At 51.4% G+C, this 13,517-nt stretch carries 10 protein-coding genes, 2 tRNA genes, 2 rRNA genes and 1 pseudogene; 10 read left to right on the top strand and 5 right to left on the bottom strand.

Going from position 1 to position 13,517, the window contains the following annotated elements; all coding sequences use genetic code 11:
• Positions 1 to 160 precede the first annotated feature (160 nt).
• From IB214_RS19685 to dkgB, 4 genes are all read left to right on the top strand, one after another.
• A 23S ribosomal RNA gene (locus IB214_RS19685) occupies positions 161 to 3,070 on the top strand.
• Positions 3,071 to 3,165: 95 nt separating this feature from the next.
• Positions 3,166 to 3,281 (top strand): 5S ribosomal RNA (rrf, locus tag IB214_RS19680).
• A gap of 55 nt (positions 3,282 to 3,336) precedes the next feature.
• Positions 3,337 to 3,413: transfer RNA gene (locus IB214_RS19675), tRNA-Asp, on the top strand.
• Positions 3,414 to 3,576: 163 nt separating this feature from the next.
• Positions 3,577 to 4,380, top strand: a complete 804-nt coding sequence (gene dkgB, locus IB214_RS19670) for a 2,5-didehydrogluconate reductase DkgB (protein ID WP_117341989.1) — start codon at positions 3,577 to 3,579, stop codon at positions 4,378 to 4,380.
• A gap of 29 nt (positions 4,381 to 4,409) precedes the next feature.
• On the opposite strand, the gene yafC is transcribed toward dkgB, so the two are convergent.
• Positions 4,410 to 5,324: a DNA-binding transcriptional regulator YafC gene (gene yafC / locus IB214_RS19665; protein WP_096758211.1), complete on the bottom strand. Its 915-nt coding sequence runs from the start codon at positions 5,322 to 5,324 to the stop codon at positions 4,410 to 4,412.
• A gap of 105 nt (positions 5,325 to 5,429) precedes the next feature.
• Between yafC and IB214_RS19660 the strand changes: the two genes are divergently transcribed.
• From IB214_RS19660 to IB214_RS19650, 3 genes are all read left to right on the top strand, one after another.
• Positions 5,430 to 6,605, top strand: coding sequence for an MFS transporter (locus tag IB214_RS19660; RefSeq protein WP_115259373.1), 1,176 nt, complete (start codon positions 5,430 to 5,432; stop codon positions 6,603 to 6,605).
• A gap of 131 nt (positions 6,606 to 6,736) precedes the next feature.
• On the top strand, positions 6,737 to 7,537 hold the full coding sequence (locus tag IB214_RS19655) for an endonuclease/exonuclease/phosphatase family protein (protein ID WP_115259371.1): 801 nt from the start codon (positions 6,737 to 6,739) through the stop codon (positions 7,535 to 7,537).
• A 78-nt stretch (positions 7,538 to 7,615) separates the two neighbouring features.
• Positions 7,616 to 8,386: a class I SAM-dependent methyltransferase gene (locus tag IB214_RS19650; protein ID WP_115259369.1), complete on the top strand. Its 771-nt coding sequence runs from the start codon at positions 7,616 to 7,618 to the stop codon at positions 8,384 to 8,386.
• 49 nt (positions 8,387 to 8,435) lie between these two features.
• On the opposite strand, the gene mltD is transcribed toward IB214_RS19650, so the two are convergent.
• Together mltD and gloB are read right to left on the bottom strand one after the other, a co-directional pair.
• Positions 8,436 to 9,794 carry a murein transglycosylase D gene (gene mltD / locus IB214_RS19645; protein WP_096758207.1) on the bottom strand — a complete coding sequence of 453 codons (1,359 nt, stop codon included), beginning with the start codon at positions 9,792 to 9,794 and terminating at the stop codon, positions 8,436 to 8,438.
• Positions 9,795 to 9,865: 71 nt separating this feature from the next.
• Positions 9,866 to 10,621: a hydroxyacylglutathione hydrolase gene (gene gloB, locus IB214_RS19640; RefSeq protein ID WP_117341990.1), complete on the bottom strand. Its 756-nt coding sequence runs from the start codon at positions 10,619 to 10,621 to the stop codon at positions 9,866 to 9,868.
• Positions 10,622 to 10,654: 33 nt separating this feature from the next.
• On the opposite strand from gloB, the gene IB214_RS19635 reads away from it, so the two are divergent.
• A complete protein-coding gene (locus IB214_RS19635) occupies positions 10,655 to 11,377 on the top strand; it encodes a class I SAM-dependent methyltransferase (RefSeq protein WP_115259365.1) in 723 nt (240 codons plus the stop codon).
• On the opposite strand, the pseudogene rnhA reads toward IB214_RS19635, so the two are convergent.
• A pseudogene (rnhA, locus tag IB214_RS19630) lies at positions 11,374 to 11,950 on the bottom strand (ribonuclease HI). The gene IB214_RS19635 and the pseudogene rnhA overlap by 4 nt on opposite strands.
• On the opposite strand from rnhA, the gene dnaQ reads away from it, so the two are divergent.
• Both dnaQ and IB214_RS19620 read left to right on the top strand, forming a co-directional pair.
• Complete coding sequence (gene dnaQ, locus IB214_RS19625; RefSeq protein ID WP_181883346.1) at positions 11,904 to 12,632, top strand: DNA polymerase III subunit epsilon; 729 nt, start codon at positions 11,904 to 11,906, stop codon at positions 12,630 to 12,632. The pseudogene rnhA and the gene dnaQ sit on opposite strands and share 47 nt — an antisense overlap.
• Before the next feature lie 133 nt (positions 12,633 to 12,765).
• Positions 12,766 to 12,842: transfer RNA gene (locus IB214_RS19620), tRNA-Asp, on the top strand.
• Positions 12,843 to 12,997: 155 nt separating this feature from the next.
• On the opposite strand, the gene IB214_RS19615 is transcribed toward IB214_RS19620, so the two are convergent.
• Positions 12,998 to 13,516 carry a hypothetical protein gene (locus IB214_RS19615; protein WP_117341991.1) on the bottom strand — a complete coding sequence of 173 codons (519 nt, stop codon included), beginning with the start codon at positions 13,514 to 13,516 and terminating at the stop codon, positions 12,998 to 13,000.
• Position 13,517 lies beyond the last annotated feature (1 nt).

The raw sequence follows: 13,517 nt of genomic DNA, 5'->3' as shown, positions 1-13,517 counted from the left end.
GTTACGTTTGAGATATTTGCTCTTTAAAAATCTGGATCAAGCTGAAAATTGAAACGACACACTGTGTCTGTTCTCCGTAATAAGAACAGATAAGCGGTGTGTTCGAGTCTCTCAAATTTTCGCAACACGATGTGTTTTACGAAACATCTTCGGGTTGTGAGGTTAAGCGACTAAGCGTACACGGTGGATGCCCTGGCAGTCAGAGGCGATGAAGGACGTGCTAATCTGCGATAAGCGTCGGTAAGGTGATATGAACCGTTATAGCCGGCGATTTCCGAATGGGGAAACCCAGTGTGTTTCGACACACTATCATTACGTGAATACATAGCGTAATGAAGCGAACCGGGGGAACTGAAACATCTAAGTACCCCGAGGAAAAGAAATCAACCGAGATTCCCCCAGTAGCGGCGAGCGAACGGGGAGCAGCCCAGAGTCTGAATCAGCATGTGTGGTAGTGGAACGGTCTGGAAAGTCCGACGGTACAGGGTGATAGTCCCGTACACAAAATCGCATGTGTTGTGAACTCGAAGAGTAGGGCGGGACACGTGGTATCCTGTCTGAATATGGGGGGACCATCCTCCAAGGCTAAATACTCCTGACTGACCGATAGTGAACCAGTACCGTGAGGGAAAGGCGAAAAGAACCCCGGCGAGGGGAGTGAAAAAGAACCTGAAACCGTGTACGTACAAGCAGTGGGAGCCTTGATTTATCAGGGTGACTGCGTACCTTTTGTATAATGGGTCAGCGACTTATATTCTGTAGCAAGGTTAACCGTATAGGGGAGCCGAAGGGAAACCGAGTCTTAACTGGGCGTTAAGTTGCAGGGTATAGACCCGAAACCCGGTGATCTAGCCATGGGCAGGTTGAAGGTTGGGTAACACTAACTGGAGGACCGAACCGACTAATGTTGAAAAATTAGCGGATGACTTGTGGCTGGGGGTGAAAGGCCAATCAAACCGGGAGATAGCTGGTTCTCCCCGAAAGCTATTTAGGTAGCGCCTCGTGAACTCATCTTCGGGGGTAGAGCACTGTTTCGGCTAGGGGGTCATCCCGACTTACCAACCCGATGCAAACTACGAATACCGAAGAATGTTATCACGGGAGACACACGGCGGGTGCTAACGTCCGTCGTGAAGAGGGAAACAACCCAGACCGCCAGCTAAGGTCCCAAAGTCACAGTTAAGTGGGAAACGATGTGGGAAGGCACAGACAGCCAGGATGTTGGCTTAGAAGCAGCCATCATTTAAAGAAAGCGTAATAGCTCACTGGTCGAGTCGGCCTGCGCGGAAGATGTAACGGGGCTAAACTGTGCACCGAAGCTGCGGCAGCGACACTATGTGTTGTTGGGTAGGGGAGCGTTCTGTAAGCCGTTGAAGGTGTCCTGTGAGGGGTGCTGGAGGTATCAGAAGTGCGAATGCTGACATAAGTAACGATAATGCGGGTGAAAAACCCGCACGCCGGAAGACCAAGGGTTCCTGTCCAACGTTAATCGGGGCAGGGTGAGTCGACCCCTAAGGCGAGGCCGAAAGGCGTAGTCGATGGGAAACAGGTTAATATTCCTGTACTTGGTGTTACTGCGAAGGGGGGACGGAGAAGGCTATGTTAGCCGGGCGACGGTTGTCCCGGTTTAAGCATGTAGGCGGGAAGTTTAGGTAAATCCGGACTTCTGTATAACGCTGAGGTGTGATGACGAGGCACTACGGTGCTGAAGTAACAAATGCCCTGCTTCCAGGAAAAGCCTCTAAGCATCAGGTAACACGAAATCGTACCCCAAACCGACACAGGTGGTCAGGTAGAGAATACCAAGGCGCTTGAGAGAACTCGGGTGAAGGAACTAGGCAAAATGGTGCCGTAACTTCGGGAGAAGGCACGCTGATGGTAGGTGAAGCGACTTGCTCGTGGAGCTGAAATCAGTCGAAGATACCAGCTGGCTGCAACTGTTTATTAAAAACACAGCACTGTGCAAACACGAAAGTGGACGTATACGGTGTGACGCCTGCCCGGTGCCGGAAGGTTAATTGATGGGGTTATCCGTAAGGAGAAGCTCTTGATCGAAGCCCCGGTAAACGGCGGCCGTAACTATAACGGTCCTAAGGTAGCGAAATTCCTTGTCGGGTAAGTTCCGACCTGCACGAATGGCGTAATGATGGCCAGGCTGTCTCCACCCGAGACTCAGTGAAATTGAACTCGCTGTGAAGATGCAGTGTACCCGCGGCAAGACGGAAAGACCCCGTGAACCTTTACTATAGCTTGACACTGAACACTGGTCCTTGATGTGTAGGATAGGTGGGAGGCTTTGAAGTGTGGACGCCAGTCTGCATGGAGCCAACCTTGAAATACCACCCTTTAATGGCTGGTGTTCTAACGTAGACCCGTGATCCGGGTTGCGGACAGTGTCTGGTGGGTAGTTTGACTGGGGCGGTCTCCTCCTAAAGAGTAACGGAGGAGCACGAAGGTTAGCTAATCCTGGTCGGACATCAGGAGGTTAGTGCAAAGGCATAAGCTAGCTTGACTGCGAGAGTGACGGCTCGAGCAGGTGCGAAAGCAGGTCTTAGTGATCCGGTGGTTCTGAATGGAAGGGCCATCGCTCAACGGATAAAAGGTACTCCGGGGATAACAGGCTGATACCGCCCAAGAGTTCATATCGACGGCGGTGTTTGGCACCTCGATGTCGGCTCATCACATCCTGGGGCTGAAGTAGGTCCCAAGGGTATGGCTGTTCGCCATTTAAAGTGGTACGCGAGCTGGGTTTAGAACGTCGTGAGACAGTTCGGTCCCTATCTGCCGTGGGCGCTGGAGAATTGAGGGGGGCTGCTCCTAGTACGAGAGGACCGGAGTGGACGCATCACTGGTGTTCGGGTTGTCATGCCAATGGCATTGCCCGGTAGCTAAATGCGGAAGAGATAAGTGCTGAAAGCATCTAAGCACGAAACTTGCCCCGAGATGAGTTCTCCCTGACTCCTTGAGAGTCCTGAAGGAACGTTGAAGACTACGACGTTGATAGGTCGGGTGTGTAAGTGTAGCGATACATTGAGCTAACCGATACTAATGAACCGTGAGGCTTAACCTTACAACGCCAAAGATGTTTTGGCGAAAGAAAGACATCAAATTCAGCTTGATACAGATAAAATCAGAACGCAGAAGCGGTCTGATAAACAGAATTTGCCTGGCGGCTGTAGCGCGGTGGTCCCACCTGACCCCATGCCGAACTCAGAAGTGAAACGCCGTAGCGCCGATGGTAGTGTGGGGTCTCCCCATGCGAGAGTAGGGAACTGCCAGGCATCAAATTGCAGTAAACCGGGATGAAAAATCCGGGTAGTGACAAAGAAATTCGGTGGAGCGGTAGTTCAGTTGGTTAGAATACCTGCCTGTCACGCAGGGGGTCGCGGGTTCGAGTCCCGTCCGTTCCGCCACTTATTGAAAGCCCTGAGTTAACGCTCAGGGCTTTTTCTTTTGCTGTCATTCAATTATTGCTAAATCTGCAAAAATCCTCTGCGTTATACGCTCTTTTTATCTACACGTTAGAAGGCCATACTCCTCCGACTAACGAAGACTGTGATTAAAAAGAGGAAATTTATGACTATCCCTGCATTCGGTTTAGGTACTTTTCGCCTGAAAGACGACGTCGTTATCGCTTCTGTTAAAACAGCTCTGGAACTGGGCTATCGTGCCGTCGATACCGCACAAATCTATGATAACGAAGCCGCGGTTGGTCAGGCGATTGCTGAAAGTGGTGTGCCGCGCAGTGAGTTGTATATCACCACCAAGATTTGGATTGAGAATCTCAGCGAAGAAAAACTGATCCCGAGCCTGAAAGAGAGTTTGAAGAAACTGCGTACCAATTACGTTGATCTGACGCTGATCCATTGGCCTTCACCAAACGATGCGGTTTCTGTTGAAGAATTTATGCAGGCATTACTGGAAGCTAAAGCACAGGGCCTGACTCGCGAAATTGGTATCTCTAACTTTACCATTCCGCTAATGGAAAGAGCCATTGCTGCAGTGGGCGTAGAGAACATCGTGACCAACCAGATTGAGCTGTCCCCGTATCTGCAAAGCCGTCAGGTGGTTGACTGGGCCAAAGCGCACGGTATTCACATCACGTCTTACATGACGCTGGCATACGGTAAGGCACTGAAAGATGAAGTCATTGCCGGTATTGCCGCGAAACATAATGCGACACCGGCTCAGGTGATTCTGGCATGGGCGATGGGTGAGGGATACTCGGTGATCCCTTCTTCGACCAAGCGAGAAAACCTGGCCAGTAACCTGCTGGCGCTGGATCTGCGTCTGGATGCTGAAGACAACGCGGCGATCGCGGCGCTGGACTGCAACGATCGTCTGGTTAGCCCGGAAGGTCTGGCACCCGAGTGGGACTAATAACCTGACCCAGCGACCCTCTGTGCCCTTTAACCCTCTTTCACAGCTCCTGCGGGAGCTGTTCTTATATGTTCACTCAAAAAGTCGATAAATGCCCGAATGCGAGTGCTTACTGCCCGATCGCTGTAGTAAACAGCGCTGAACGGCATCTCTACTGGCAGGCGTTTATCCGCCAACAATTCGACCAGTTCACCTCGTGCGATCTCCTTATCAATCATATAATCTGAAAGACAGGCAATACCGTTTCCGCTCAGACAAAGTTGTTTTAGCGTTTCGCCGCTGTTAGAAGATAGTCCGCATTCAGCCTCATGAAGCTGCCCATCGCTGCAGGCAATCGGCCAGGTATTGAGTGAAACCGGTTCAGAAAAGCCGAGACACAGGTGCTGCTTAAGCGCTTCGACGCTCTCTGGAACACCAAATTTCGCAATATAGTCAGGCGAAGCAATAATCTTACGATAGCTGGTAAACAATGGACGTGCGCGTAGGCTCGAGTCAGTCAGCGTGCCTGCACGTATAGCTACATCCACTTTTCGTTCAATAAGATTGATGAACGTTTCTGAAGAGACCAGCGACAGCGTCATCTCAGGATAGCGTTCGCGGAAGGGCTTGATGAGCGGAATCAGGAAATGCAGCATAACCGGCGTAGCGGCGTCAATGCGCAGCAAGCCACGCGGCGTATTGCGAGACTCCATAATTTCCGTCTCTGCGGCGGCCATTTCCTGCAAGATTAGCTGTACGCGCCTGAAGTAACGTTCACCTTCCTCGGTCAGGCTTAGCTGCCGGGTGGTCCGATTGAGCAAGCTGACGCCCAGTTTCATCTCCAGTTTTTTTACGGCCCGACTGACGGCAGAATTGGCCTGTCCCAACTGCTCTGCGGCGCGGCTAAAGCTACCGCTTTCCACAACAGCCACAAAAATCGCCAGTTCTTCTGAGGTTGCTTTCATTTTTGCACCTGAAGCAAAATTATATTGAGATTTTGAATATTTTTGTTATTAAAGCATCCCGGCATACTGCATGTCATCTGATTACTGATGATATGGAGTTTATTTATGCCACTCGCTTTATTCGCACTGACTATAAGTGCCTTCGCCATTGGCACGACCGAATTTGTGATTGTCGGCCTGGTACCGACTATTGCTGAACAACTGGCCATCTCTTTGCCTTCTGCGGGGATGCTGGTTTCAATTTATGCGCTGGGGGTGGCGATTGGCGCACCAGTGCTGACCGCTCTGACAGGGAGCCTGCCGCGTAAACAGCTGCTGGTTGCGCTGATGGTGCTGTTTACTGCCGGTAATTTGCTGGCTTGGCAGGCTCCGGGCTATATGACCTTAATTGTCGCCCGTCTGTTGACCGGTCTTGCACACGGCGTGTTCTTCTCGATTGGTTCAACCATTGCAACAAGTCTGGTGCCTAAAGAGAAAGCGGCTTCGGCCATCGCCATTATGTTTGGCGGTTTAACGGTGGCCCTGGTGACGGGCGTCCCGCTGGGCACATTTATCGGTCAGCATTTTGGTTGGCGTGAAACCTTCCTCGCAGTCTCAATGCTTGGCGTCATTGCGCTAATTAGCAGCCAGTTGCTGATCCCGGCGAATATTCCAGGTCGGGCTGCCGCCAGCATCCGCGATCAGGTGAAAGTCTTAACCCATCCTCGTCTGCTGTTGATTTATGCGGTTACGGCGCTGGGCTATGGTGGCGTCTTTACGGCGTTTACCTTCCTTGCACCGATGATGCAGGATCTGGCCGGATTCTCCCCGACAGCGGTAAGTTGGATCTTATTGGGATACGGCGTCTCTGTGGCTATCGGTAATATCTGGGGCGGTAAACTGGCGGATAAACATGGTGCAGTCCCTGCATTGAAGTTCATTTTTGCTGCACTGTTTGTTCTGCTGATGCTATTCCAGTTAACGGCATCCACGCAGTACGCGGCGCTGGCAACGATATTAGTGATGGGGATCTTTGCCTTCGGTAACGTACCGGGATTACAGGTTTATGTTGTGCAGAAAGCGGAACAATTTACCCCCAATGCAGTTGATGTCGCCTCCGGACTGAACATTGCAGCGTTTAACGTCGGTATTGCACTGGGTTCGGTGATTGGCGGGCAAACGGTAGAGCATTATGGCTTAGCGCAGACGCCGTGGATTGGCGCGCTTATCGTACTGGCTGCTTTCTTACTGATGGGCATCAGCGGTCGTCTTGATAAACCTGCGCGGATCACGCTGGGATAACTCATTGATGTAAGTACCCACTTACAAAACAAACTGCAATTGCTCGTTGAAAGTAAGCCTTAAAGTCCCTATAACTGAAGAACCAGTCCGGCTGCGGACTGGTTGACGTTACAGAGGTTTGAAAGTCTACAGTGCGAAAAAACACCTATGCTATGCGCTATGTTGCCGGACAACCCGTTGAGCGGATCTTACCGCCACGGTCGTTTGCGCATATTGGTCAGGCATTACCCGCCGGCGTTCCCTTAAGCAGTGAAGACCGTATTCGCGTGCTGGTGTGGAATATTTTTAAACAGCAGCGGGCAGAATGGTTGTCGGTGCTGAAGAACTTTGGCAAAGACGCGCATCTGGTGTTATTGCAGGAAGCCCAAACCACGCCGGAACTGGTGCAGTTTGCGACCGCTAACTATCTTGCTGCCGATCAGGTTCCCGCCTTTGTGCTGCCTCAGCACCCCTCTGGCGTCATGACGCTGTCGGCGGCACATCCTGTTTACTGCTGCCCTCTACGCGAACGTGAGCCTATTTTACGGCTGGCAAAGTCGGCGCTGGTGACGGTATATCCCCTGCCAGACTCACGTTTATTGATGGTGGTGAACATCCACGCGGTTAACTTCAGCCTCGGGGTGGATGTCTATAGTAAGCAGTTACTTCCCATTGGCGATCAGATTGCTCATCACAGCGGCCCGGTGATTATGGCCGGTGATTTCAACGCCTGGAGCCGTCGACGGATGAATGCGTTGTACCGTTTCGCCCGTGAAATGTCGCTACGCCAGGTGCGCTTTACCGACGATCAGCGCCGACGCGCGTTTGGTCGCCCGCTCGATTTTGTGTTCTATCGTGGTTTGAACGTCAGTGAAGCCTCTGTGCTGGTGACGCGCGCATCCGATCACAATCCACTACTCGTTGAATTTAGTCCCGGCAAGCCTGAACAATAAAGGTGTGTCAGGTCTGCCGTGGGGCAGGCCTGTTAGGGTGCTGTCCTTTATCTTTCACCACAACCGAAGGACAACACAATGACTACACGCTCTCATCATGACAACGTCGAAAAGCAGTTTGGCTCGCAAGCGAATGCCTATTTAACCAGCACGGTACACGCCTCTGGCCGTGATTTACAACGGCTGGCGGAAAGGCTGTCGGCATTTCCACAGGCCAGCGTTCTCGACATGGGATGCGGTGCGGGACACGCCAGCTTTGCGGCGGCACATCAGGTAAAACAGGTCGTGGCGTATGATTTATCGGCGCAGATGCTCGACGTGGTCGCGCAGGCGGCAAAAGAGAAGGGATTAGACAATATCGCTACCCGGCAAGGATATGCCGAAAGCCTGCCGTTTGAGGATGGCTCTTTTGATGTGGTGATTAGCCGCTATTCTGCTCATCACTGGCATGATGTCGGACGCGCGCTGCGAGAAGTGAATCGTGTATTGAAACCTGGCGGTGTGGTGATTGTGATGGATGTCATGTCACCTGGGCACCCGGTGCGGGACATCTGGCTGCAAACCGTTGAAGCGTTACGCGATACCTCACATGTGCGCAACTATTCCAGCGGTGAGTGGCTGTCATTGATGAATGATGCCAATCTGATTGCCGATACGGTGTTGACGGACCGCCTGCCGCTGGCGTTTAGCTCATGGGTCGCGCGGATGCGTACCCCGCAGGTGTTGATTGACGCGGTTCGTTTATACCAGCAGAGTGCGTCTGCCGAAGTGCAGGCCTACTTCGCGTTACAGCAGGACGGGTCGTTCACCAGTGACACGATTATGGTTGAGGCGCATAAAGCGGCATAAATAAAAAAGGCACTGGGGGGAAACCAGTGCCTTAATGTTTATACTGCTATCAGGAGTCCGGCATACCGTTGTTTTTCACAAACAACGTCAGCTGATCGCCCGGCTGCAGATTGTCGGTATCGTTATTCCAGCGCATCACATCCTTGATGTTGACCCCGTGACGTTTAGCAATGCTCGAAAGCGAATCGCCCTTACGTACACGATAGGTAATGCTATCGCTGTTTTTAGCCAGTCGCTGCGCGCTGGTGCCTGCACCTACGGTCAAGCTTTGGCCCACTTTCAGAGTCGAACTACGCAGATTATTCCACTGCTTTAGCTCATTCGCATTCACGCCAAGACGTGAAGCGATGCCGGAAAGCGTATCGCCTGAGCGAACCTTGTAGCTACGGCTGTTCAGCGGCGTGTTATCCGCGACCAGCGTTGACTGTACGGCTGCAATTTCGCCTGACGCCAGGGACTCACGCAGTTTCTCCGCGTGCTTCTTTGGCACCATCACATATTGCGGGCCGCTGACACCCAACGTGGAGCCTTTCACGCCAGCATTGAAGGTCTTCAGCTTGCTGACGGAAATACCCGCCATATCGGCAACCTGAGCCATCTCAACCGGACTGTTCAAGCGAACACGTGCCAACGCGCGGCTTTCGTCTGTGGTTGGCAGACGCACGCCATAACGCTTGCTGTTCTTGAGTATATCACTCAATGCCAGCATTTTGGGTACATACTGCTTCGTTTCCTGAGGCAGAGGGAGTGACCAAAAATCGGTGGGCTTGCCACGAGATTTGTTCGCTTTCATTGCCTTCATCACGCGACCTTCACCGCTATTATAAGCAGCAACGGTCAGCAGCCAGTCGCCATCAAACATCTTGTTCAGACGCTGCATCATGTCCAACGCGGCAGTGGTGGAAGCCACAATGTCGCGACGTGCATCATAATTGCGGGTCTGCTTTAAACCATAATTGCGCCCCGTGCTCGGAATGATCTGCCAAATGCCTGCGGCATTGGCGCCAGACGTTGCGTGAGGATCAAAAGCGCTCTCCACTATGGGTAGGAGTACCAGCTCCATCGGCATGTTACGTTTCTTAACTTGCCCGGCTATCCAGTACATATACGGCTCTGCCCGTAACGTTACATCGTGGAGATAGCTCTTATTGCGTAAATACTTCTGTTTCTGTTCGCGAATCCGGTTGTTTTCCGGAATTCCCATCTTTAGCTCGTCACCAATGAAAGCCCACAAATCCTGATCGGCGGCGATAGATGTCCCATCGTCCATCCAGCGCGCCTGGCTTGTAAACTTTCCTGCTTCCCCTTGACCAGCTGCAGAAAGGCTCTGTGCGTGTTGTTGGACGTTACCAGTATTCTGGCACCCAACAAGCAGGACAGAGGCGAGTAATATCGCTTTTGCCTTCATGTGTGTGTCAATAGTTGCTTAAAAGACGACCGATCATAACGGCGAAGTTTTCAAAAGGCAACCCGGAATTGTCAGAACGTATCTTTCTTTGACCTTAACCACGCAAAACGCGCTTCAGGTTGTTGCAATATTGTTTCTTTGTTGATTTCATTAATTAAATCAATATCTTCCGTTCTTAAAAAAATATTATTTCTGCGCTCATTTTTCAGAATTACGGGTAGTGTCATTTGGTTTTTTACGCGTAACTCATTAACTTTACGATAATAATCATTTATAGACGGATCGTGCGGGAGGATGCTTAAGGCAAACTTCATATTTGCTAAAGTGTACTCATGTGCGCAACAAATTAACGTATCATCCGGAAGGGCACTTATTTTTTTAAGTGATTGATACATTTGTAATGCTGTGCCTTCAAAAAGCCGGCCGCAGCCGCCGGAAAACAGCGTGTCGCCGCAAAACAGATAAGGGTGGCTGAAGTAACAGATATGTCCTAAAGTGTGACCCGGCGTGGCAAATACGCTAAATTCATGCCCTAAAACGAGTGCGATATCACCCTCTTCGACTACACGTGTGGTTCCCTTATCTTGTGTTTCAGCAGGTCCATAGACCACTATTTGTGGAAAGCGCTGCACAAGTTCTTTCACGCCGCCAACGTGATCATGATGGTGGTGGGTAAGTAAAATAGCCTCTGGCACCCAGTTGTGCTCAGCAATGGCTTGTAGCACCGGAGCCGCCTCGCCAGGATCGACAATCAGGCAATGATTCTCATTATTGGTCAGGACCCAGATGTAATTGTCATCAAAGGCGGGAATACTGTTAAGATTCATAAATTACCTCTCAATGCGAAACGGAAGGTTGTGATGAAACCGGCAAGGCTCCCTCAAACTGTCGTAGCGCCCGTGAGCTGGGATGATTTACCCTGGGGCGAACACTATCGTGAGGCGCTGGAGTATCAGCTTAACCCGTGGTTTGCGAAAATGTACGGTTTTCATCTGCTTAAGATTGGTAATTTAAGCGCAGAAATCAATTCCGAAGCGTGCGCGGTTTCTCATCAGGTCAATGTTTCTTCGCAAGGCTCGCCGATGCAGGTGCTGGCGGATCCTCTGCATCTTCCCTTTGCCGATAAATCTGTTGATGTGTGCCTGCTGGCGCATACGCTGCCGTGGTGCTCCGACCCGCATCGCTTACTGCGTGAGGCCGATCGTGTGCTTATCGATGACGGCTGGTTAATACTGAGCGGATTCAACCCGGTCAGCCTGATGGGCCTGCGCAAGCTGGTACCGGTATTACGTAAAACATCACCTTACAACAGCCGGATGTTTACGCTGATGCGCCAGCTGGACTGGCTTTCGTTGCTGAATTTCGAAGTGCTGCACGTCAGCCGTTTTCACGTTTTGCCCTGGAAGAAGCACGGGGGAAAAATGTTAAGTGCGCATATTCCGGCGTTGGGATGTATGCAACTGGTGGTCGCGCGCAAGCGAACTATCCCGCTTACGCTTAACCCAATGAAACAAAACAAAAGCAAAGCGCGTATCCGCCAGGCCGTTGGTGCAACCCGGCAATACCGTAAACCGGACGCTTAAGCTTCGGGTTGATACCCAACATCATCCTGTGTAGGACTCATCGCCGCGGCGCGGGCAAGCTCGTCGCAGCGTTCGTTTTCCGGGTGGCCCGCGTGGCCTTTGACCCATTCCCACTTGATTTGGTGCTGACCCAGCGCCGCATCCAGGCGTTTCCAGAGATCGACATTCTTGACCGGTTTTTTGTCTGCGGTTTTCCAGCCGCGTTTTTTCCAGTTGTGGATCCACTGGGTAATACCCTGGCGCACATACTGGCTGTCGGTACTGAGCACCACTTCACATTGTTCTTTAAGTGCTTCCAGCGCGACGATGGCCGCCATTAGCTCCATGCGATTATTGGTGGTGAGGTTGTATCCTTCGCTAAAGGTTTTTTCTCGCCCGCGAAAGCGTAAAATTGCCCCGTAGCCGCCTGGCCCTGGATTTCCCAGGCAAGAACCGTCGGTGAAAATTTCTACCTGTTTAAGCATCTCTGGTAGACTTCCTGTTTTAGAGATCGATATAAACGATAAGTCTGACATAAATGACCGCTATGAGCACTGGAATTACACGGCAGATCGTCCTCGATACCGAAACCACCGGTATGAACCAGATCGGTGCCCACTACGAAGGCCACAAGATTATTGAGATCGGTGCGGTTGAAGTGGTGAACCGACGCCTGACCGGCAATAACTTTCACGTTTACCTGAAGCCCGATCGACTGGTGGACCCGGAAGCGTTTGGCGTACACGGCATCGCGGATGAATTCCTGCTCGATAAGCCCACTTTTGCTGATGTTGCTGATGAGTTTCTTGACTACATCCGCGGTGCGGAGCTGGTCATCCATAACGCATCGTTTGATATCGGCTTTATGGATTATGAGTTTGCAAAGCTCCATCGCGATATCCCGAAAACGAACACCTTCTGTAAAGTGACCGATAGCCTGGCGCTGGCGAGGAAGATGTTTCCTGGCAAGCGTAACAGCCTTGATGCACTATGCTCGCGTTATGAGATAGACAACAGCAAGCGTACCTTGCACGGCGCATTGCTCGATGCCCAGATTCTGGCCGACGTTTATCTGATGATGACCGGTGGGCAGACCACGATGGCATTTTCCATGGAAGGTGACAGCCAGCAGCAGAATGATACCGGGATCCAACGGATTATGCGTCAGTCCGGCAAGTTACGTGTTGTTTTCGCCACTGATGAAGAGTTAGCGGCCCATGAGTCGCGCCTTGACCTGGTTCAGAAGAAGGGCGGAAGTTGCCTCTGGCGGGCATAGTTTGCGCGTTTACCGTGCAGAAATGGCTATTCGGGTGATTTTTGCAGCAAACGATTAAAAACGTGAGAAAAAGCGTTGACGAGGGGCGAGGCAATCCGTAATATTCGCTTCGTTCCCAAGCGGAACACAACGCGGAGTGGTAGTTCAGTTGGTTAGAATACCTGCCTGTCACGCAGGGGGTCGCGGGTTCGAGTCCCGTCCATTCCGCCACTATTCAGAAAGCCTGAATCAGCAATGATTCAGGCTTTCGTCGTTTTAATCCGCCCAAAATACCCATCCCCCCCTGGCTGGCTATCAATCTCCCTGTCCTGTCGATCCCGGCAGCACATCAGGTCATCCTTAACCTGATGAATAGCGCAGTGTGCTTAACTGGAGAAGCGATTCATTACGCAGGCAAAGCGGGGTGAAAAATTATCGCCAATCAGAACCGTCTCTTTATTCAGGTGCTTCAACATATACAGTTTGTCAGTACGTTCGTAGGCATCGAAGAAGAGATAATCCACAGCATCCGTTGCGTTATCATCAGGCGATTTCTCACGTCCCTCGGGCGTTAGCATGAAGACCCCCGCGGTATGGCCGAGCGGCCGTGCGTAACGGAAGAACAGTTTGCGGTTAACGCTGAACTCGCCTTCATCACTTTTTAATTTCCCTTGTACGGACAATGAGAGATGCCCGGAATTGTAGCTGGTTATCAGCAGGATCCCATTTAGCTCCTTTTTTGTATTATGAATGTCGAGTATCGACGTGAATTCCGAGGAACAGGAAAAACTGATTTCCTTTTTCTTAGCATCTCCGGCGACGACGAGAAAAGCGATAGCCGCCAGTCCGCAAATGGCAATCATGACGGACCACAATAATGGAGAGCGATCGCTTTCCTGTTTCATA

The organism is Citrobacter sp. C1, from assembly GCF_014596895.2.
GTDB classification, from domain to species: Bacteria; Pseudomonadota; Gammaproteobacteria; order Enterobacterales; family Enterobacteriaceae; genus Citrobacter; species Citrobacter gillenii.
The sequence above is the reverse complement of the archived record's forward strand: the minus strand, read 5'-3'. Positions and strand labels throughout refer to the sequence as shown.

Excerpts from the sequence above, each read along its gene's own strand:
- IB214_RS19635 (WP_115259365.1), top strand. The coding sequence starts at position 10,655 with ATGAAACCGGCAAGGCTCCCTCAAACTGTCGTAGCGCCCGTGAGCTGG.
- mltD (WP_096758207.1), bottom strand. The coding sequence starts at position 9,794 with ATGAAGGCAAAAGCGATATTACTCGCCTCTGTCCTGCTTGTTGGGTGC.
- gloB (WP_117341990.1), bottom strand. The coding sequence starts at position 10,621 with ATGAATCTTAACAGTATTCCCGCCTTTGATGACAATTACATCTGGGTC.
- dnaQ (WP_181883346.1), top strand. The coding sequence starts at position 11,904 with ATGAGCACTGGAATTACACGGCAGATCGTCCTCGATACCGAAACCACC.
- dkgB (WP_117341989.1), top strand. The coding sequence starts at position 3,577 with ATGACTATCCCTGCATTCGGTTTAGGTACTTTTCGCCTGAAAGACGAC.
- IB214_RS19615 (WP_117341991.1), bottom strand. The coding sequence starts at position 13,516 with ATGAAACAGGAAAGCGATCGCTCTCCATTATTGTGGTCCGTCATGATT.
- IB214_RS19660 (WP_115259373.1), top strand. The coding sequence starts at position 5,430 with ATGCCACTCGCTTTATTCGCACTGACTATAAGTGCCTTCGCCATTGGC.
- IB214_RS19650 (WP_115259369.1), top strand. The coding sequence starts at position 7,616 with ATGACTACACGCTCTCATCATGACAACGTCGAAAAGCAGTTTGGCTCG.
- yafC (WP_096758211.1), bottom strand. The coding sequence starts at position 5,324 with ATGAAAGCAACCTCAGAAGAACTGGCGATTTTTGTGGCTGTTGTGGAA.